At 66.6% G+C, this 19,157-nt stretch carries 18 protein-coding genes and 1 pseudogene; 7 read left to right on the forward strand and 12 right to left on the reverse strand.

Going from position 1 to position 19,157, the window contains the following annotated elements; translation table 11 throughout:
* Window positions 1-18 precede the first annotated feature (18 nt).
* On the reverse strand, window positions 19-708 hold the full coding sequence (locus tag ACWF82_RS19285; RefSeq protein WP_452502898.1) for a TetR/AcrR family transcriptional regulator: 690 nt from the start codon (window positions 706-708) through the stop codon (window positions 19-21).
* 192 nt (window positions 709-900) lie between these two features.
* Here ACWF82_RS19285 and ACWF82_RS19290 point away from each other — a divergent pair, with 192 nt between their 5' ends.
* From ACWF82_RS19290 to ACWF82_RS19310, 5 genes are read left to right on the forward strand one after another with little or no spacing between them, the layout of a single operon-like run.
* Window positions 901-1,842, forward strand: coding sequence for an alpha/beta fold hydrolase (locus ACWF82_RS19290; protein ID WP_452502900.1), 942 nt, complete (start codon window positions 901-903; stop codon window positions 1,840-1,842).
* Window positions 1,843-1,849: 7 nt separating this feature from the next.
* Window positions 1,850-3,619, forward strand: coding sequence for an N-acyl-D-amino-acid deacylase family protein (locus tag ACWF82_RS19295; RefSeq protein WP_452502902.1), 1,770 nt, complete (start codon window positions 1,850-1,852; stop codon window positions 3,617-3,619).
* Window positions 3,616-4,506, forward strand: a complete 891-nt coding sequence (locus tag ACWF82_RS19300) for a metal-dependent hydrolase (RefSeq protein WP_452502904.1) — start codon at window positions 3,616-3,618, stop codon at window positions 4,504-4,506. Before ACWF82_RS19295 ends, ACWF82_RS19300 begins: the two co-directional genes overlap by 4 nt.
* On the forward strand, window positions 4,503-5,606 hold the full coding sequence (locus tag ACWF82_RS19305; RefSeq protein ID WP_452502906.1) for a PDR/VanB family oxidoreductase: 1,104 nt from the start codon (window positions 4,503-4,505) through the stop codon (window positions 5,604-5,606). The genes ACWF82_RS19300 and ACWF82_RS19305 overlap by 4 nt, the downstream gene beginning before the upstream one ends.
* A 55-nt stretch (window positions 5,607-5,661) precedes the next feature.
* The gene (locus tag ACWF82_RS19310) at window positions 5,662-6,228 is read left to right on the forward strand and encodes a hypothetical protein (RefSeq protein ID WP_452502907.1); all 567 of its coding nucleotides are present in this window, start codon (window positions 5,662-5,664) and stop codon (window positions 6,226-6,228) included.
* Here the strand turns inward: ACWF82_RS19310 and ACWF82_RS19315 are convergent.
* Entirely contained in the window at window positions 6,225-6,617 is a 393-nt protein-coding gene (locus ACWF82_RS19315) for a DUF302 domain-containing protein (protein WP_452502909.1), read from the reverse strand. The genes ACWF82_RS19310 and ACWF82_RS19315 overlap by 4 nt on opposite strands.
* A 358-nt stretch (window positions 6,618-6,975) precedes the next feature.
* On the opposite strand from ACWF82_RS19315, the gene ACWF82_RS19320 reads away from it, so the two are divergent.
* Entirely contained in the window at window positions 6,976-7,467 is a 492-nt protein-coding gene (locus ACWF82_RS19320) for a DinB family protein (RefSeq protein ID WP_452502911.1), read from the forward strand.
* Window positions 7,468-7,710: 243 nt separating this feature from the next.
* Here the strand turns inward: ACWF82_RS19320 and ACWF82_RS19325 are convergent, their stop codons facing one another.
* The 6 genes and pseudogenes from ACWF82_RS19325 to ACWF82_RS19350 all read right to left on the reverse strand — a co-directional run bounded on the left by ACWF82_RS19325 (window position 7,711) and on the right by ACWF82_RS19350 (window position 12,017).
* Window positions 7,711-8,754, reverse strand: a complete 1,044-nt coding sequence (locus tag ACWF82_RS19325) for an acyltransferase domain-containing protein (RefSeq protein WP_452502913.1) — start codon at window positions 8,752-8,754, stop codon at window positions 7,711-7,713.
* Window positions 8,755-8,772: 18 nt separating this feature from the next.
* A pseudogene (locus ACWF82_RS19330) lies at window positions 8,773-8,889 on the reverse strand (ASCH domain-containing protein); the annotation flags it as partial.
* A gap of 78 nt (window positions 8,890-8,967) precedes the next feature.
* On the reverse strand, window positions 8,968-9,810 hold the full coding sequence (locus ACWF82_RS19335) for an NAD(P)H-binding protein (protein WP_452502915.1): 843 nt from the start codon (window positions 9,808-9,810) through the stop codon (window positions 8,968-8,970).
* Window positions 9,807-10,415 carry a TetR/AcrR family transcriptional regulator gene (locus ACWF82_RS19340; RefSeq protein ID WP_452502917.1) on the reverse strand — a complete coding sequence of 203 codons (609 nt, stop codon included), beginning with the start codon at window positions 10,413-10,415 and terminating at the stop codon, window positions 9,807-9,809. The genes ACWF82_RS19335 and ACWF82_RS19340 overlap by 4 nt, the downstream gene beginning before the upstream one ends.
* Window positions 10,412-11,290 carry an SAM-dependent methyltransferase gene (locus ACWF82_RS19345; RefSeq protein WP_452502918.1) on the reverse strand — a complete coding sequence of 293 codons (879 nt, stop codon included), beginning with the start codon at window positions 11,288-11,290 and terminating at the stop codon, window positions 10,412-10,414. The genes ACWF82_RS19340 and ACWF82_RS19345 overlap by 4 nt, the downstream gene beginning before the upstream one ends.
* Complete coding sequence (locus tag ACWF82_RS19350) at window positions 11,262-12,017, reverse strand: VOC family protein (protein WP_452502920.1); 756 nt, start codon at window positions 12,015-12,017, stop codon at window positions 11,262-11,264. Before ACWF82_RS19350 ends, ACWF82_RS19345 begins: the two co-directional genes overlap by 29 nt.
* A gap of 227 nt (window positions 12,018-12,244) precedes the next feature.
* On the opposite strand from ACWF82_RS19350, the gene ACWF82_RS19355 reads away from it, so the two are divergent.
* Window positions 12,245-13,282 carry a methyltransferase gene (locus ACWF82_RS19355; protein ID WP_452502922.1) on the forward strand — a complete coding sequence of 346 codons (1,038 nt, stop codon included), beginning with the start codon at window positions 12,245-12,247 and terminating at the stop codon, window positions 13,280-13,282.
* A 9-nt stretch (window positions 13,283-13,291) separates the two neighbouring features.
* On the opposite strand, the gene ACWF82_RS19360 is transcribed toward ACWF82_RS19355, so the two are convergent.
* The 4 genes from ACWF82_RS19360 to ACWF82_RS19375 all read right to left on the reverse strand — a co-directional run bounded on the left by ACWF82_RS19360 (window position 13,292) and on the right by ACWF82_RS19375 (window position 19,156).
* Window positions 13,292-13,738, reverse strand: a complete 447-nt coding sequence (locus ACWF82_RS19360) for a pyridoxamine 5'-phosphate oxidase family protein (protein WP_452502924.1) — start codon at window positions 13,736-13,738, stop codon at window positions 13,292-13,294.
* Entirely contained in the window at window positions 13,735-15,792 is a 2,058-nt protein-coding gene (locus ACWF82_RS19365) for a lantibiotic dehydratase (RefSeq protein ID WP_452502926.1), read from the reverse strand. The genes ACWF82_RS19360 and ACWF82_RS19365 overlap by 4 nt, the downstream gene beginning before the upstream one ends.
* 359 nt (window positions 15,793-16,151) lie before the next feature.
* Complete coding sequence (locus ACWF82_RS19370) at window positions 16,152-17,387, reverse strand: M20 family metallopeptidase (RefSeq protein ID WP_452502928.1); 1,236 nt, start codon at window positions 17,385-17,387, stop codon at window positions 16,152-16,154.
* Between the two features lie 5 nt (window positions 17,388-17,392).
* Window positions 17,393-19,156 carry a tryptophan halogenase family protein gene (locus ACWF82_RS19375; RefSeq protein WP_452502930.1) on the reverse strand — a complete coding sequence of 588 codons (1,764 nt, stop codon included), beginning with the start codon at window positions 19,154-19,156 and terminating at the stop codon, window positions 17,393-17,395.
* Window position 19,157: the final 1 nt, after the last annotated feature.

Here is a 19,157-nt window from a genome sequence, read left to right on the forward strand (position 1 = left end):
CACCGTACGAGAGCACCGTCAGGGTGGCGTGATCCCCTGTGAGATCGCGGCCAGTGTTTCGACGACCGGCTGGTCCGGGTCGACGACGACGCCCTTCCCCCGAAGGAAGCCGTCGAGCAGTTGGCAGACGGAATCGGTACTGCGCGCGATGAATTCCTCGGTCGCGGCCGGATCCGGTTTGCCCGGCACATCGAGCCAGAGATCGGTGACCGCGACGAGGAAGCCCACGATGCCACGGGCGAGGTGGTCCACGCCGTCGGTGTCCAGGCCGACCGCGGCGAACAGCGTTCTCGTCCGCTCGGCGAGGTCACCCGACAGGCGCCTGCCCACGTCGAGGGGGCGCGCCGAGCTGTCACCGGTCGGCACGCTCTGGGTGATCGCCACGTACCGGAATACGTTCGGGTAGGTCAGCACGACCTCGGTGGCCGCGGTCAGGAACTGGTGCACGGTGGCACGACGGGTCTGCATCATCAACGACAGATCCGGCGCCACCGAACGGTAGATCTGGTCGACCAGCCAGTCGGCGACGGCCCGATCCAGGTCGGACTTGTCCGCGAACATGCGGTACAACCGTGGTTTCGCGACGCCGACCTCGGCCGCGATCGCACCCATCGTCACGTGCGCGCCGTCGCGCCCGATGGCGCGGATCGCACCCCGGACGACATCGTCGCGCGAGAGGATCCGCGCGGCCGAACGCCCCGATGTCATCGACATTTCCCTGTTCTTCCGCGTCGCCGTAGCCGTCTCGGCAGCATACCGGCAGTTCCGGCGGTCCCTCCCCGATTGCACCCTTGACAGGGGCGGCGGCGTACCGGGAAACTCGACAATCGGTACCGGCGGTACTATAGAATGAACCCGGAGTACAAAGTGCAGTGGCGCACGCGTCCAGAAGGAATTCCCATGGCGGTTCACCTCGACAATCAGCCCAGCGTCCGGCCAGTGCCGAGGCAACAACACCGGGTCGGAAACGGTGAGATCGAGCTCGCTGTCTTCGAGTACGGACAGCCCGATGGTGTACCCGTGGTACTGGTGCACGGCTGGCCGGATACCCACCACCTGTGGGACGGCGTGATCGCGCTGCTGTCGGACAAGTTCCGGGTCCTGGCCTACGACACCCGCGGGTACGGCGAGTCCAGCGCTCCGCGCGCGGTGTCGGCCTATCGCCTCGATCGCCTGGCCACCGACTTCTTCGCCGTCGTCGACCAGCTCAGCCCGGAGCAGCCGGTGCACGTCGTCGCGCACGACTGGGGATCGGTCCAGGTCTGGGAGGCGGTCTGCGAACAGGGCGCCGAGGAATTCGTCGCGTCCTTCACCTCGATCTCTGGCCCCAACCTCGATCACCTCGGCAAGTTCCTGCGGGCGCCGCTGCGCAGACCGACCCCGCGCGCGATCTGGAACACCCTCGCCCAGGGCCTGTCCTCGGCCTACACCGGGTTCTTCATGCTGCCGGTGCTGCCCGGCCTGTTCTTCCGGATGGCCGGTTCGGCCCGGCTGTGGCGGCTGTTCCTGCGCCTGGTCGAGGGCGTCCGGCCCGAGCAGGTCACCGTCGCCGGCTCCCTGCGCCGCGACATGATCTCCGGCCTGCGCTTCTACAAGGCCAACATCCTTCCCCGCATGGCAGGCCCGCGGGACCGGCGCACCGCGGTGCCCGTGCAGCTGATCGTCAACACCCGCGACATCGCCGTGCGCCCGGCCGGCTACGACGACTACGGACAGTGGGCAGACGATCTGATCCGCCACGACCTGCCGCGCGGCCACTGGCTGCCCTTCTCCGACCCGGACGCGATCGCCGGATACGCGGAGAAGTTCATCGCAGCGCACTCGACCGACAGCGGAAAGTAGTTCCCTCATGACCGATTTCGATCTCGTCATCACCGGCGGCACCTGGTTCGACGGCACCGGCGCGCCGGCGGCCCGGCGCCATCTCGGCATCATCGACGGTGTCGTGCACCGCGTTTCGGCCGAACCACTGCCCGTCGGACCGGACACCGAAGTGATCGACGCCGACGGCAAGTGGGTCGTGCCCGGCTTCGTCGACGTGCACACCCACTACGACGCCGAGGTGCTGATCAAGCCGGAACTGTCGGAGTCGTTGCGCCACGGTGTCACCACCGTCATCATCGGCAACTGCTCGCTGTCGACGGTCCTGGCGTCCAACACCGATTGCGCCGACCTGTTCAGCCGGGTCGAAGCCGTGCCTCGCGACGCGGTGTACGAGACGCTCGACCGCACCCGCACCTGGTCGGGCCCGGCCGAATACGCGAAAGCGATCGACGAGCTGCCGCTGGGGCCGAATATCGCGGCGTTCCTCGGTCATTCGGATCTGCGCACCCATGTGCTCGGCCTCGGGCGCGCGGTCACCCGTGACACCAAGCCGACCGCCGCCGAGATCGAGCGGATGCAGGAGCTGCTCGGCGAGGCGATCACCGCGGGCTTCCTCGGCCTGTCGTCGATGTCGAACCCGCTCGACAAGATCGACGGCGAGGAGTACCGGTCGCGCTCGCTGCCCTCGACCTACGCGCGCGGCAAGGAGGTGCGGGCGCTGAACCGGGTGCTGCGCCGCCACCGCCGCGTCCTGCAGAGCGCGCCGACGGTGAGCCTGCGCCCGAACATCGCCAAGTTCTTCCTGGCCAGCGCGGGGGTCGGCCGCCGCCCGCTGCGCACCTCGCTGCTCTCGGCCGCCGATTCCAAGGCCTACCCGCCGCTGGTGTGGTTCATGCTGACGGTGGCGCCCCTGCTGAACCGCTTCGCGCGCACCGACTTCCGCTGGCAGCACCTGCCGGTGCCGTTCACGGTCTACGCCGACGGCATCGATCTGGTCGTGTTCGAAGAGTTCGGCGCCGGTGCGGCCGCACTGCACCTGAAGGATCAGGTCGAGCGCAACGAACTGCTGCGCGACGAGTCCTACCGACGCTGGTTCCGCAAGCAGTACGACAACAAGTTCACCCCGCGCATCTGGCACCGCGACTTCTTCGACGCCGAGATCGTGGCCTGCCCCGACGCGTCGGTCGTCGGCAAGACGATCGGTCAGGTCGGCGAGGACCGCGGTCTGCACCCGGTCGACGCCTACCTCGACCTGGTCGTCGAGCACGGTGCCGGGCTGCGCTGGCGCACCACCATCGCCAACGACCGGCCCGACTACCTGAACAAGCTCGCCGCCAACAGCGGCGTGCAGATGGGCTTCGGCGACGCAGGCGCGCACCTGCGCAACATGTCCTTCTACAACTACCCCCTGCGCCTGCTGGAACGAGTCCTGCGCGCGCAGGAGGCGGGCAAGCCCTTCCTGAGCGTCGAACGGGCCGTCCACCGGCTCACCGGTGAGCTCGCCGACTGGTTCCGGATCGACGCCGGTCATCTGCGCGAAGGCGACCGCGCCGACCTCCTCGTCCTGGATCCGGCCGGGCTCGACGCCAGCGTGCACGAACTGCACGAGGCGCCGCTGCCGGAGTTCGGGCTCGACCGGATGGTCAACCGCAACGACGACGCCGTGGTCGCGACCGTCGTCGGCGGCAAGCGGGTGTTCGAGCGCGGCGTGTTCGCCGACGGTCTCGGCAGCGAGTGGGGCACCGGCAGTTTCCTGCGCGCCGGCGCCGCCGCACCGTCGGAGGGGTCCCGATGACGTTGCTTCGCCGCCGCCGGGCCCAGCCCGCCCACGTCGCGCTGCACGCGCGCAACGTGCGGTTCGACTGGACCGGCACCGCGCTGCACTGGATGCCGGACGAGCCGGTGGCCTCCCATGTCGTCAACTCGCTGAATCTGCTGCTCCCCGAAGGGGAACGGATGTTCTGCGCCGCCTACAGCGAGGCGCTGCCGTACGTCGAGGACGCGAAGCTGCGCGAGGACATGCTCGGCTTCATCGGCCAGGAGGCGATGCACGCCGAGACCCACCAGAAGGTGCTGGCCGGGGTGCTCGCCGCACACGGCATCGACACCGCGCCGTATGTGCGGCAGATGGAATTCGTCTTCCGCAACACCCTCGGGCCCCGCGACGGCAGCACCGCGGCGACCGAGGCGCGGATGGTGGAGCGGCTGACCTTCATCGCCAGTCTCGAGCACTTCTTCGCCTGGCTCGGGGACTGGATCCTCAACGCCGACTTGGAGAAACACCACGCCGACCCGCGAATGCTGGACCTGTTCCGCTGGCACGGCGCCGAGGAGGTCGAGCACCGCAATGTCGCTCACGACGTGGCGGTCTACTTCGGCGCGGGCTATCTGCGGCGCGCGGTGATGATGATGATCGTCATCCCGATCCTGCTCGTGCTGGTCGTGCGCGGCACCCGCTACCTGATCAACCAGGACCCCGGCATGCCGGACATCGGCTACCCGATGCTGCTGTGGCGCATCCTCGGCGCGATGCGGCGCGGGGCGCTGCCGCGGCTGCGCGCGCTCGCGATCAGCGCGCTGTCGACGTTCAACCCGCGCTATACGCCGAACAGTGTCGGATCGACCGAGCAGGCGATCGCGTACCTCGCCAAGTCTCCCGCGGCCAGGGCGGCGAACCAGTGACCCGCCCCGTGCCCACCGTGCTGCCGCCGGACCTGTACGGCAAGCACCGCCACGATCCGACCATCCGGGTTCTCGACCGGATCGCCACCGCGAAGGTGAGTCTGTCGACGCTGATCAACCGGGGCAGGCTCGAATCCGGCGTGGACGACAACCGTTTTCCGGTCGTCGTGACCGATCGGGTACTGGTCGCGGCCGACGCCGATGTGGTGAGTCTGCGCCTCGAGTCGCCGTCCGGACGCAGCTTGCCGCGCTGGCAGCCCGGCGCGCACATCGACCTCGAACTGCCATCCGGCCGGATCCGCCAGTACTCACTGTGCGGTGATCCCGCCGACCGCGGCGCCTACCGGATCGCGGTGCGCCGCATCCCCGATGGTGGCGGCGGGTCGGTCGAGGTGCACGACGAGCTGACGGTCGGCACGGAACTGAGGGTGCGCGGCCCGCGCAACGCCTTCCTGTTCGCCCCGCCCGGCCGCGGATCCACCGCGCGCCGACTGCATTTCGTGGCGGGCGGCATCGGCATCACCCCGATCCTGACGATGGCAAGGGCCGCCGACCGGCTCGGCGTGCCGTGGACGATGGTCTACTGCGGCCGCACCCGCGACACCATCCCGTTCCTCAACGAGGTCGCCGAGTTCGGTGACCGCGTCACGGTGCGCACCGATGCCGACCACGGCATCCCCACCGCCGCGGATCTGCTCGCCGGCGTCGACGGCGACACCGCGGTGTACTGCTGCGGACCGACCGTCATGACCGCCGCGCTCCTGAGCGCGATCAGGGACAGGGACGGCGTCGAATTCCATTCGGAGCGCTTCTCCCCCGCCCCGGTCGTCGACGGTACCCCCTTCACCGTGCGACTCGCCTCCACCGGCGAAGTCGTCGAGGTCGGCGCCGACGAAACCCTGCTCGCCGCCATCCTACGAGCCCGCCCGAACCAGCCCTACTCCTGCCGCCAGGGCTTCTGCCGCACCTGCGTCGTCCGGGTCGTCGCCGGCTCCCCCGACCACCGCGACACCGTTCTCACCGACTCCGACCACGCCGAGGGACAGACACTCGCGTGCGTATCCCGTTGCCACGGAGACACTCTCGTTCTCGATCTGTGAGGGCCGATGCCGGCGCGGCGCGCACATGTCGGACGCTGTTCCTACAATCCGGGGCGTGACGCTCACCCTCACCGATCTCGTCGGCTACACCGACCGCGGCCTCGACACCGACCTCGCCCGCTGGTTCCCTGACGCCGACCCGGTCGCCATCCCCGCCGAAACCCGTTCGGTGGCACCGTTTCTCGAGAAACTGGCCCCTGCCGATGCCGCCGCACTGGCGGCCTTCGACCGCCGGGTCCGCTCCGGCACGCTGCCACAGTTCCTCGACATCTTCGACTGGTCCTACGCGTTCGATTTCGCCGGCAACGACTGCGCCATTCTCGATGCCGACTACACCACCGAAGTCACCGACGAGGACGTGTTCTCCCTCGGCGCCGACGGCGGCGGCAACCTCTACGTCGTGCTCACCAACGGCCAGGTCGCGGTGTGGTTCCACGAGGAGGAGGTGCTCGAGGGCGGGACCCGTTTCGACAACCTCGACGTCTTCCTCTGGTCGTTCGTGCGCTATCGAGCGGTGCGGGCGGGCAAGCTCGCCCGCGCCGACGTCGAGGCCGACTTCACCGCGCTCGGCCAAGACGGCGCGCTGGCCGAGAACCTCGGTCTGCTGAGCCTGATGGCCTAGAGCTCGCCGATCGCCGCGCGCAGCCGCGCGGTGGCGTCGGCGACGACGGGATCGAGCGCGGGCTCACCGGTGATCCTCGCCATCAGCTCGGGGTTCATGGCCTCGACGATGACGGTGTCGCTCGCGGCGCGGTCGCGGCGCACCACCACGTTGCACGGCAGCAGCAGGCCGATCTGCCGGTCGATATCGACAGCGCGATGAGCCAGGGCCGGATTGCAGGCGCCGAGAATGAGATAGTCCTCCATCTCCTCATCCAGCTTGGCTTTCATGGTCGCGCGCATATCGATTTCGGTGAGGATGCCGAATCCCTGGGCGGCCAGCGCCGCTCGGGTGCGCTCGATCGCGTCGTCGAAGCTGGTGTGCAGGGTGGTCGACAAAGCCAGTTCCATAGCGGATTCCTTTCGGTCAGGCCTCGATCATGGCGCGTTCGGACCGATGATGCCGGTTCCGCACTTCACCCACCTCACCCGTGTCAGGTGAACTTCATCGAACGGCATCTGGTCACTGGAACTGCGATATGCTGGCCCAGGCAGCAGCGCCTTCTGACAGACTAAGGCTGCGTCGTCACCGCCTCTCGGCACGATCCCTGCGCAATCAGCGCGACCAGCAGATCGAATGCCTACTTCCCGGTCGTTCTCTGACGCCGGATGTCTCTCCCCTTCCCGACATCGATCGCCGCACCGCCGTGTGTCGGCCGATCGATACACACCGCACGGCCTCGATCCCAACAGAATGGAGTGAAGACCCATGAGTACCTATGGAATTACCAACGGCGCCGAGCGAGCGACTATCGAGAACATGCTCGACCGCAACCGCGCCGCACTGATCGAGACCGCCCGCGGCCTGTCCGAGGCCGACGCCCGCAGGCGACTCGTCGCGTCACTGACGACACCGATCTCCTTGCTCAAGCATGCCGCCGCCGCGGAACGAATCTGGTTTCAGCGATTCTGGGCGGGCCTGGACGAATCCGAATGCGATGGCTACTCCCGCCGCGACGAGGGCACCTTCACCGTCACAGACGACGAGTCCCTCGCCGATGTCATCGCCGAGTTCGAACGCGCCAGCACGCGATCACGAGAAATCGCCTCCCGCTTCGACCTCGACGACACCCTGGATATCCCCCGCGAGGGAAAGGTCAGCATGCGCTGGACACTACTCGCCATGATCCAGGAATTCGCCAGGCACGCAGGTCACGGCGATATTCTCCGCGAACAGATCGACAACCCCGCACCGCGATAAGCGGACCTCCTGTTATCTGTCGCAGGTGCGGTGGCTTCACGCAGGAAAGGCTGGAGAAACAGCTTCTCGGTGACTGCGAGCTGGGCTGGTGTAGGAGCCGTTGTAGCTGGTCGGTGTTCGCCGAGACCGAGGACGCCGCCGTCGCGCCCGCCTGCTCACACAGGCGTTGAAATGTCGGGCGGGCGACCTTCGGATGTCCGCTACCGCACCAGGTCTCGGCACTCGGCGGCCAGGACCGCAGCTTCAGTTCGGCAGATCCAGCAACACTGCATGACGCCCCGCAAAATGAGCAGTCCAGGGAACATCGACTCCGCTCACGTAGGCCTGCGCCAGCGGAAGCATGAAGGAGACTGCTCTACCCTCCAACTCGTTGTCGTGGTTCGGATGGATCGTCACCACACCCTGGCTGCTGTCCCGGCCCTCGGTCGGCAAGTCGGACAGCGCACTCCTGAGTACGGGATAGGTCCCGAGTTCGATCACCACGTTTCGTCCATGCCCAGCCAATCGTCGGACGCGGTGTCGCAACCTCGCCCGGTCCAGGGTCTCGGGCGGCGCCGCACCCACAAGCACGGGCGCCGCGTCCTCCAGCAGATACCTACCGGCGACGACTGCCGCTGCGAGTTCGCTGCCACGCTCACCGAACACCAGATCGGTTGACACACCATAGGATCGCCACCAGTCACCGGCGGCCACATGAACGACGAAGCACACCGGTGTGAGCATCTCGATCTGGTCTGTGGTTGGCCGGTCGGTCGCGGTGGCGACCACCTGCGCGATGTCTTGTCCCACGAACGGCGCCAAGCGATCGGCGCAGCGGCGAAGACTTGCGCCGAACCTGGGGACTTCCAGGAGAGCGTCGCGCGCGCCGAGAACCGTGCGCCACGTCGGCGCCGCAAGGACAAAGAATGCGCCGCCGTTGCTGATTCGGGTACCTGTCACGACGTTGGCGGCTCGATCGTCGGTGGCGATTGCGTGCAATCCGCGCATGAGCTCTGACCGATCCCGTCCCAGGATCACGGCCCTTGCCTGCCCTCGCTCCCGGATCGTGGCCAACGAATAGCCGATGTCGACGTAGTTCGGTTCGCGGGTCACCTCCAGCCACCGAAGCACTGAGCGAGCTCGCGCGCGCAGCTCCGGATGCCCCTCGGCCGAGATCACCCACGGAATCGTCATCCGCCCGGTGCCCCCGACAGCGAATTTCTCTACAGTTCTTGTCATTTCGTCGCCCCCACGCTTGTCGTTCGAGACCAGTGTCGGGCCGAGTTCCGCGTCCTGCCAGGCGCGCACGACAAGCGCGGATCCTGCCTACCGAGAGTCGACGGCACGCAGGTACGCAGCGCCTCGCGGTGAGACCTCGTAGCCGGCGCTGGAGCCGCACGTCAGCCCGAGGTTCTTCAGCTTGCGGACATCGATCTTCAGCGATCAGGGCCGACGTAGCGAACCGCGATCCGACTCGTCTACCTCACGGACGCAACGCCCCCGCGACACGGTCGGTGAGAATCATTGCGGCGGTGCGGCGTTGGAGGCGACGAAATCGGCGAACGAGCGCACGGGTCCGCCCAGCACCTCGGCGGCATCGGTCGTCGTCGGTGCCGCGTATCCGTCCGCGATGGTCGAGAACAGCCCGAGCAGCGTCTCGACATATTCTCGGTCCCATCCGAGTTCGAGGGTGAATCGTTCGAACTCCGAGGGCGACACCGGCTCATAGCTTTCCACGCCGATACCCGTACCGGCGGTCAGCGTGGCCAACTCATGGAAGGTCAGCGCTTCTGGCCCCGTCAACGCGTACTCTTTGCCCACGTGTCCCTCGGCGACGAGCGCCTCGGTCACCACCGCCGCGATATCCCGAGTGTCGACAAAACTCACGGCAGCGTCGGCCACCGGAAGCCGCAGCGTGCCGGTCCCCGCAGCGGCGATGTCGCGCAATGGCCCCTCGGTGACGTTCTGGTGGAACCAATTCGGGCGAACGATCGTCCAGTCGACCGACGAAGCCTGCAGCGCCAGCTCCAGCCGACGCTGATCGATCGTCTCCGGCGCGTACTCCATCCCCAGTGCGGTCATGAGCACTACGCGTTCGACGTTCGAGTGTTCCAGCACCTGCAGGAAGGCGAGCGCGGACTCGCCGAGACCGCGGACCGAGCGGTGGCCGTCGTCGCCGCCGGGCAGAACCAGAAAGACTTTGTCGACGGCGGCGAGGGCCCGTTCCCAACCTTGCGGGTTCTGCCAATCGAACGGAGGGTCGGAGCGGCGGCTTGCGGCCTGCGCCTTCACATCGCGGCGGCCCAGTTCGGCGAGTACCTGCGAACCCACCTTGCCTGTCGCGCCGGTCACCAGAACTGTCACGTCTGTACCCCCAGGGTAATGGCGAGCTGATCGAGCAGAACAGCTCGGAAACCTTCGATGTGCGGGTACGGCTGTTGCAGTACCCGCGGAAAACAGAGTCCGTCGAGCGCGGCGACCAGCAGGTCGACGACGGATCCGATGTCGTGTTTCGGATGGAAAACACCGTTGTCGACACCGAGTTGCAGCGTTGTTTCGAAAGGAGCCCGGTAGCGTGCCTGGAGGCCGATACTGTCGGCCCGCAACTCGTCGTCGTGCGCTGCGGCAGTCCAGAATTCCATCAGCATCCGCCACACCGGTGTCGGGGTATTGATGCCACGATCGATCAGCAGTACCACCTGCTGCCACAGGTCCTCGGTGCTTTCACCGACTCGAAGCATCTCGGTGACCTCGCCCTCGGTCGCCGCTTGCAGCGCCTCGACGAGCATGTCTTCCCGTGACCCGAAGTATCCCTGCAGAGTGCTGATCGCGACCCCGCTGGCGTCGGATACATCTCGGAAACGGGTGTTGTGGTATCCCCGTTCGGCGAGGACCTCGATAACGTTCTTGAGGACGGCCTGCCGACGTTCGCCACCTGCACGCCGCCGCCGGGTATTAGCAACAGTCATCGGCGAACTGTACCCCCAGGTCCACCCGCCGCCTCTGATGCGGTTCCCGTCTTGGTGCCGACGCCGGCCAGGCCAAAGACCTTTCCGACATACTCTCCGTCTGCCTCGTCACCAGGCCTGCGCCATTCCGGTATCCGTGTCAGTCCCGGTTCGACGAGACCGAACCCATCGAACATGGCGCGGATATCGGTATCACTGCGGTACTGAATGGGATTGTCGGTCTTGGAGTAGACCGCGGTCACATCGTCGGACTGTGCCTGTAAGCCCTCGGCCGTGGCGTGGGAGAGTGCGAGATAGCTGCCTTGGGCCAATCGATCTCGGTAGCGTGCGACCACGGCCCATGGATCAGCGGTGTCCGGAACGAACTGCAGCACCGAGAACAGCAGTACGGCGACCGGCCGCGAGAGATCCAGTAGTCCTTTGGCCTCCGGGCTGTCCAGGACTGCGTCGATATCGCAGATGTCCGCGTGCAGAAAGGCGCACCTCGGATCGGGGCCGAGTATTTCCTTCCCGTAGACGGCCGCGGCCTCTTCACTGTCGACGTACAGCACTCGATAGTCCGGCGTTACTGCACCGACTACCTCGTGTACCGGCCCTTCGGTCGGAATGCCCGCCCCGAGATCGAGGAATTGATCCACTCCCTGTTCGGCGCAGAATCGAACAGCTCGCCGCAGGAACTGCCGATTGGCGCGCATGATGGTCGGAGTAATCGGCAGCAGTGCGATGACTTCTTCTGCACGCTGACGGTCGACGGCAAAGTTGTGAGTGCCGCCGAGGTAATAGTCATACATGCGGGCAGCGCTGGCGTGAACGGGTTCGTGTGTATTCATCGGGCAGCCGATCGGATCAACGAGTGGAACGGGAAAGATCAACAACACAGAACTGCGCGCCGAAGGGATCCTGTAGCGTCGCGACACGCCCCGCCGGGATATCTGCGGGGCCGAACAGGATCTGCGCGCCGAGCTCGGTGGCGCGGGCGACGGTCTTGTCTGTTCCGATCGCCGGGTCAACTCCGAAATATGGTGTCCAAGAGGATCTTTCGCCGTCGGTCGACTTCAGGCGACCCACGGAGGTGTCGGTGCCCAGGGTCCAGATCGTGTAGTCGAACGGCCCTTCGCCGATCTGATGGGTTTCGAAGCCGAACAGCGACGAATAGAACTTATCCACCGAAGCTTCGGGTGTGAGCAATTCCGACCAGACCAGTGTGTGATCACGACCATGGCCGAAGTCCCATCCAGACCCCGCCTCCCAGAGCCCGAAGGCGCCGGACGCGGTGTCGAGAGCGATCGCGACTTTACCGGCGCCACCCGCGTCGTTGGGGCCGAAAACCACGCGCCCGCCCAGATCGGAAATCTTGGCGGCAGCGGCGTCCACGTCATCGACTCCGAAGTAGACGTCCCACTTCGCCGATTCCTGCTCGTTCAGTGGGCGGATTCCGGCGACGATCGAACCGTCGACGCGGGCATAGCGGTAGCCGTTCGGCCACAGCTCGGGATCGAAATCCCAGCCGAACAGGTCACCGTAGAACTTGCCCGCCGCGGCGGGATCGGAAACGGCAACATCCACCAAGGCCACTCCGGGCCGGCTACCGATCGCGTTCACCGTGTGCACTCCTTACTTGTCTACTGATTCGAGTCGGCAAGCCAGACAACAGCCCACCAGCCCTACGCTCTCGGACTTGGCGGCATGTGCCTCCATGCGACTTCGCAAGGGACCTCAACCCGCCACGGTATCGGTATCATGCTACCGGATCCGTGTACCGCATTGTTGTACCGTATATCTGTGGCAAAATCTAGTCGCCGCCGCACCGATTCAGAATCGAGACGCCCATGGACCGCGCCTTCCACCCCGCCGAACAGCCCGGATCTCCCGCGAGATCCGATCCCGCACAGCAGATCCGCGAACTGGTGACCGGATACCGGCGCGCCAAGGTCACAGTCCTCGCGGTCGACCTCGGCATAGCCGATGCACTCACCGACGGCCCCCTCGAGGCCGACGAGCTCGCGGTCCGGTGCCGAACGCATGCGCCGGCAACACAACGCCTCCTCGAGGCGTTGCTCGAGGTCGGTCTGGTCACCCGAACGAGCGCCGGCTACGCACTCACTCCGGCGGGTGAGCTCTTGCGACGCGACGCACCGGGCTCGCTTGCTCGCTGGGCAACGACCTCGGCGGGGATGCAATACACGGCGTGGCAAGGATCCGCGCACGCGATCCGGACCGGTCGACCCGCCTTCGACGCCGTCTTCGAGACGTCGTTCTGGCAGCATCTGGCCAGCCATCCAGACGCGGCCGCGGACTTCGACGCCGCAATGGCGGACTCGGTCACCGAGTCATGTGAGCTCGTCACGGGCGACCTGGCGGTGCGTGGGGCGACCGTGGTTGCCGATATCGGCGGGGGCAACGGCACGCTCGCAGCGACCCTCCTCGACGCGCATCCTCATCTGAGTGTTCTGGTGGTCGATCTACCAGGTGTCGTCGAGCGAGCGGCAAATGCGCTGACTCGATTCGGAGACCGTGCCTGCGTCGAGGGTGCCGACTTCCTGACCGGTGTTCCCGCTGGTGGCGACACCTACGTGCTGTGCAGGGTGCTATCGGACTGGGATGATGCTCAGGCACAAGTCCTGCTCGCCAATTGCCGGACAGCGATGAACGAGGGGGGCACGTTGCTGATCGTCGGCGGTCTCCGCCGACCCGGACAGCCCGCAGCGCGTGGCCTGCTCGACCTTCATCTGCTGATGATCATCGGGGGGCGTGAGCGCACCGAGGAGGAAACCGCCGACCTGCTGGCATCGGCGGGATTCCGCCTCGATCGGGTGGAGCACTCGCCCAGCGAACGCACCAGCCTCATCGCGGCTACCGCAATGTGAGACCGACGATCACCATCCACGCAGTCGCGTCGGCCGCACGTAGGTCAAGGCGCGATGCGACTGCAGGAAAGGCTCCACTCCCCCGAACATCTCGTCGATCGGGTGCCGATACTTCGCCAGGTACCCGGCATCCGGCCCGCCGTCGGGCGTTTCGGCCAGTTCGGCCTCGCCCTCGATCACGACGATGTCGCGCCCGAGAGAACCACAGTCGAAGTGCAGCACGACGTCGCTGTTGCGGCGCAGGTGCGCCAACCGATGCGCCCTGTTGTCATGGGCCACAAGGATTCTCGCGCCATCCCAGTAGAACCACACCGGATTCGGTGCCGCGACACCGCGCGAGGTCACGGTGGTGAACCACACCACCCGTTCCGTGGCCAGCCGGTGATACACCCGCTCGCAGTATTCCTGCGGGCGGTCTATCAGCAGCATGTCCAAGCCTGTTCCAGCGATTGTCATTTCGACTCCTTCTCGACGGGCGTGATCGAACAACCGATTCGTAATTCGGCGCATTGCGGGTCTCGGAGTGGCCACCACAGGGAGTCGGATGCCGGCAGCATCTCGGTCACACTCACCTCGGCACCTGCGTGGCGTGCGGCTTCACGCAGACTCAACGGGTCAGCGAAGTCCAGATACAGCGGCTTGGGTTCAGCCGGGTACCGGACGAACACTCGCCGGGGCAGTCCGAGCCGACGGCGAAGCCTGTGCAGGTCGAGCGCGTTCCCGGACTCCGGGACACGGCACCGCCATCGTTCGCGCTGATAGACGGTGCCGTCGATGCTCAGCCGCGGCGTATGCACACCGGAGCCGACGGGGACCGGCACGACGGAAGGTAGAGCCAACGCACAGTACAACGTGGCGTTCAGATCTCCCGGATACAGCCTGCGTCGCTGCCCGCGCACCAGAACCGCGTCGCCTTCCGGTGCCACGACGGCCTCGGCGATCGGGACGATCTCACTCTCTTCCTTGCTCGACCGTCCCGCCAGTTCGATCGACACACCAGGCAGCTCCGGGGTGACGTGCGCGCTGCGCCGGCGCCCCACGATGGTGGCCCCCTGATCACCGACCGATGCCGCGACGTCCGCGGCGAACTCGCGCCACAACCGGCCAGGGTCGGTGTGCAACGGGGATTCGAGCCCACCATAGATCGAGCTGCAATCGTCGTGCAGTTCCGCCAACAGCCATGGCGTTGTGGACAATTCCGGACCGAGTGCCATGAGGTCCGGGCTCGGAAAACAGACATCCGCCGCTGCGTCGTGTGGGACCGAAGACCACAGATCGGCCAACGCGACATGCAGCTCACCCGAGCGAACATCGGAGCTGCGCGCGAACGCCGACTCGAGCCGGTCACGGAACTCGCGCATCGCGGGTCCCTCTGTCGGCAGAGTGAGGCTGGTCAGCTCTGCCAACGGTGTGGCCTTGCCCCCGAGCGCTTCCCGCAGGGCCGCACGCGCGTCGGCGCGGCGTAGCAAGGCCCCCAGATAACAGATCGGCAGTACCGAACCCAGGGCGTCACCCATCCCTTCCAGGGCTGGACCGCCGATTCGGATCCTCTCGCTGTGGGGACCGGTTCGATCCTCGTGAAAGATTTCCCGATCGGCGTAGTGGCTACCCTCTTGTCTGCGGGTCGAGCCGTCCGCCAACTCACCGGCGAGACGGCGCGCATCGCGCAGCACCGCGCGCCGCTGCGGCCACGCGGTGGTTGCGTAGCGATCACGCGCCGCGGCGAGCCCGGCCACTACCGGGTCATCGCTCATCCTGGCCAGGCGTGTCAGCGCATGGAGCTCCACGGACGGTGTCGGGTGAGCCAGGATCGATACCGCACCACCGAGTGAGCTTGCGGTGGCCAGCACTTCATCGACGGTCCACCCCAACGCTTCGGCCGTTTCGACGGCCGTGCGCCCGTCTGCGGCGCGCCACAGGGCGAGCCTCGGCGCGTCGACGCGGAACTTGCGGCCGTTGGCGGCATGTCGCAGGCCGTGCCCGCCGGGCAGCTCGGCGAACAGTGGATTGCGTCGTATCGATCGGTCAGCGGGATCGGCGGCGGCCGTGAGGTGGCTGGTCAATGCTTCGACCAGCCAGCTACTTGCCTCGACGATGATCCGCTCGGAACCGGGTTCGTCGATCGCCAGTGGCTCTGTCGCCGCACCGTCGAGTTCGATGAACTGGACCGGCCCGAAGAACGACACTGTTTCGCACCGGGTGCTGAACCGCCGCAGATAACGGTGCAACGTGGCCAGAGTTCGACGAGCCGATCCGTTCAGCACCTCGGTGGGATCGCGGTCCCAGACCGCGGCGGCATGATCGTGGAAGTCGGGATTGGATACGAAGACCGCGTGGCGAATTCGCTCATCGGCGAAGGCTGCGTGCACTGTCGATCGGGCCGCGGACAACGCGTCGGATTCCGAGGCCGCCACCGGGGCAAGACGCGACAGATAGTCCTGCGCGGCCTTGTTCCACCGTAGCGACCAGTCCTCCAAGCCCGCGCTGAGCAACAGATCCGTCGCACGCACGTCCAGTTCAGTACGTGCGGACAACAGACGACGCACGTGACGCACCGCCCGCTGCGTCCGCTGTCGATTCGGATGTCGGTTCGCGAACTCGCCGAGCTCGGGCGCGACCCTTTCGTCGAAATCGGTTGCGATCGCATCGAGCGCGGCTTCGCTGTCCAAGACGCGTGCGATGGCAGCCAAACGCTGTGTGTCCGTCGCGGTGTCTGCCAGCTGAGCGGGGAACCCCGGGGTACGCAGCAATGCCCACGGGCGCAATTGGATTCGCAGCACTCGATCAGGCAGGACGACCTGCCTGGCCAGGGTGAATGTCCCCTGCGGTTCGACTGGATCGGCTTGACCGACGAGCGGATGTCCTGACGTCACGGCCTCTCCTCCCTCGATGGGCTGTGTGCCCGCGGCCGGTCGGTACGCGCGCGGTCCAGGCGCGCACGCTGATCCGGGTCGGCGGCGGCGGCCGCCGCGGTCCAGCACAGGCCCAATGCCCCGTCCAGCGCTGCGCGGTCGGCCGACTCGGACACGCACGCCGCGACGAATTCCGGTTGATGGTTGACCGCGGTGCCGGAGTCGATGGCCAGTGTGGGATGGATGCTCGGCACCACACGGCTGACGTTGCCCATATCGGTGCTACCGGTAGGCATTTCGGCTTCGGCCTGCTCGGAAAGCAGAGGTCGTCCCAGTGCCCGCGCGGCCCGGCGGTAGGCGTTGACGAGCCATGGGTCATGCGCGAGTTCGGCGTAGGCCGGGGTCGGCTCGGCGATGGTGAAGGTACATCCGGTCGCGTTCGCCCCGGCCTGTAGGCACCCCATGATCCGGTTCCGCAGATCCAACAGATCCTCGAGATCTGATGCCCGTAGCAGAAACAGAGCACGGGTTCGCTCCGGCACGATATTCGGTAGATCCCCACCATCGGTCACGATGCCGTGCACCATCTGCCGGGGCCTCAGGTGTTGACGGGCCAGGCCGATCGCCACCTGGGCGACCGTGAGCGCATCCGCGGCGTTGATTCCTGCTTGCGGCGCGAAGGCGGCGTGGCTGGCGCGACCGTGATAGGTGACCTCGATATCCATCACCGCGAGAGACCGTGGGGCACAGTTCTCTTCCGGTGCCGGATGTGCCATCAAGCACACCGAGGCGTCGTCGAAGACCCCCGCCGCCAGCAGGACGAGCTTTCCGCCGCCGGATTCCTCGGCGGGAGTTCCCAGCACACGGACGGTGATGCCGAGTTCGTCGGCGACCTCGCGCAGCGCCAAGCCCGCTCCGACACCGACCGCGGCGATCACATTGTGCCCGCACGCGTGGCCGAGCCCGGGCAACGCGTCGTACTCGGCACAGAACACGACAACGAACGGCCCGGATCCGTACTCGGCGCTGAATGCCGTTGCCAGTCCACCGATTTCGCGCTGCACGCGGAAGCCGTTCGCCTGCAGTAGATCCGCGCATCGTGCGACGGCACGATGTTCGTCGAACGCTGTTTCGGGGTCCGCGTGGATGGCGTGGGACAGCTCGCGCAGGTCGTCGGCGTGCTTGTCGACCGCGGCCCGGCATCGCCGGCCGATTTCGGGGTCGAGCAGATCGAAGGCACCGGTAGCCGGCATCTGCCTCATGCCGACTCGGCTCGCGCACCCGTGGCGCCGACCGGTTCGGCCGCGACGAGGCGCTCGGCGCCACGCGGCCCTGCCCAACTGCCTCGCGAACGCAGGACGGCCGCATTGAGCTGCGGATCCTGATCGAAGGCCTGCAACGCCAGTTCGGTGGGCAGAGCGCGGGCGACGAGTGCATCGGCGGCGGCCTTGCGCGCTGCCCATGCCTCGCCGGATTCGTTCTGCGGCAACAGTTTCGTCGGCACCTCCTGACCGAGCAGCAAGCAGTCGACCCCATCGAGGCCGTAGAAGGTGGGTGCGGTGGACTCCAGGAATCCGCGCACCACCGGGTCGCGGAATCGCAGCGGAGCGCCGCCCTGATACACCTCGAGCAACGGCAGCAGACCCGAAACATCGGTGTCGGCCCGTGCGTCCACCCAGAACTCGGTGTCTTTGCGGGTGTTGAAGCGGTAGTGCAGGGACAGGAACCAGCGGATCTCGTCCCACTTCTTGGCCAGTGCGGCGTTGACTACGGCGCGCGGGCTGGGCTCGTCCCATGACGCGGGCAGCGATCCGACCAGCGACATGATGCCCAGCGTGATCATCATCAACCCGCTCGACTCGAGCGGCTCGACGAAGGCGTAGGAGTTGCCGATCGCGATGACATTGCCACGCCATGCTTCCTGGTGTCTGCCGGAGCGGAACCGGACAGTCCGGAAGGAATGGGCGTCAGGGTAGAGCCGCTGCAACTCCGCAGTGGCGGCATCTTCGTCCATGAACCGTGACGAGTGGACGTAGCCGACGTGATCGTCGGTGCGCGTCGGGATGGTCCAGCACCAGCCCGCATCCATCGTGGTCGCGCGCGTGTACGGTTTGATCGTGCCGTGGTGCGGCACGACCGCGGTGATCGCGCGATCGGTCTTGAGGCTGTCGGTGAAGGGCACGTAGGGGGTGCCGAGTGCTTTGCCCAGCAACATCGACCGGAATCCGGAGCAGTCGACGTAGGCGTCGAATTCGATGTGCTGGTTGTCGGTGGTGACCAGGTGATCGACCCAGCCGTCGGCGTCGAGCACGACCTCGTCGATGGTGGCATCGAGGTGATGTACGCCGCGCCGGTGGGCGAGTTCGGTGAGGTACCGGACGAATCGAGCGTTGTCGAGGTGGTAGGCGTAGGGCAGATGGTTCATCAGCGACATGTGTTCACCGTCGCCGAGGTCGAAGACCGGCGCTCGGTCGGCCACCATCAGCAACGACTGGAGCGTGAAGGCGTTGATATCGCCTTGGCTGGCGAGCGAGCCAAGCACACCGATCGAGTTGGACCCCCAGTCGAACGGCGCCATGAAGCCGGCGGGCCTAGGGCCCCAGTCGAATCGGATGCCCAGTTTCCACGTGGGTGCGACCTCGCGGTACAGCTCGTCGACGTCGATATCGAGGTAGTGGTGCAGGAACGGCACCATCGACGGCGTCGTCGCCTCACCGACGCCGATGATCGGTATTCCACTGGATTCGACAAGAGTCACTTCCAGCCATGGTCGTTTGGCTCGCAAGGCCAGCGCGGTGAGATATCCGGCGGTACCGCCGCCGACGATTCCGATGCGGCGAATCGCGCGGGGATCGTCGGGGCGTGGGCGAGCAGCCGAGACATCGCGGAAGTCGTCGAGTTCGCCTTCGGCGTCGGCGCTGAAGGAGTTCGAGGTGGTGAACCATTCGCGCACCGCGGTCGAGTCGTCCTCGGGCAAGGTGGCGAGCAGACGATCGAATGCGTTCAAGGGGTGTGCGGACATG

This window comes from Nocardia sp. NPDC055053 (genome assembly GCF_053608285.1).

Bases quoted from the DNA above. Each gene is read 5' to 3' on its own strand.
- ACWF82_RS19285 (WP_452502898.1), bottom strand. From the start codon at position 708: ATGACATCGGGGCGTTCGGCCGCGCGGATCCTCTCGCGCGACGATGTC.
- ACWF82_RS19290 (WP_452502900.1), top strand. From the start codon at position 901: ATGGCGGTTCACCTCGACAATCAGCCCAGCGTCCGGCCAGTGCCGAGG.
- ACWF82_RS19295 (WP_452502902.1), top strand. From the start codon at position 1,850: ATGACCGATTTCGATCTCGTCATCACCGGCGGCACCTGGTTCGACGGC.
- ACWF82_RS19300 (WP_452502904.1), top strand. From the start codon at position 3,616: ATGACGTTGCTTCGCCGCCGCCGGGCCCAGCCCGCCCACGTCGCGCTG.
- ACWF82_RS19315 (WP_452502909.1), bottom strand. From the start codon at position 6,617: ATGGAACTGGCTTTGTCGACCACCCTGCACACCAGCTTCGACGACGCG.
- ACWF82_RS19320 (WP_452502911.1), top strand. From the start codon at position 6,976: ATGAGTACCTATGGAATTACCAACGGCGCCGAGCGAGCGACTATCGAG.
- ACWF82_RS19340 (WP_452502917.1), bottom strand. From the start codon at position 10,415: ATGACTGTTGCTAATACCCGGCGGCGGCGTGCAGGTGGCGAACGTCGG.
- ACWF82_RS19355 (WP_452502922.1), top strand. From the start codon at position 12,245: ATGGACCGCGCCTTCCACCCCGCCGAACAGCCCGGATCTCCCGCGAGA.
- ACWF82_RS19360 (WP_452502924.1), bottom strand. From the start codon at position 13,738: ATGACAATCGCTGGAACAGGCTTGGACATGCTGCTGATAGACCGCCCG.
- ACWF82_RS19370 (WP_452502928.1), bottom strand. From the start codon at position 17,387: ATGCCGGCTACCGGTGCCTTCGATCTGCTCGACCCCGAAATCGGCCGG.
- ACWF82_RS19375 (WP_452502930.1), bottom strand. From the start codon at position 19,156: ATGTCCGCACACCCCTTGAACGCATTCGATCGTCTGCTCGCCACCTTG.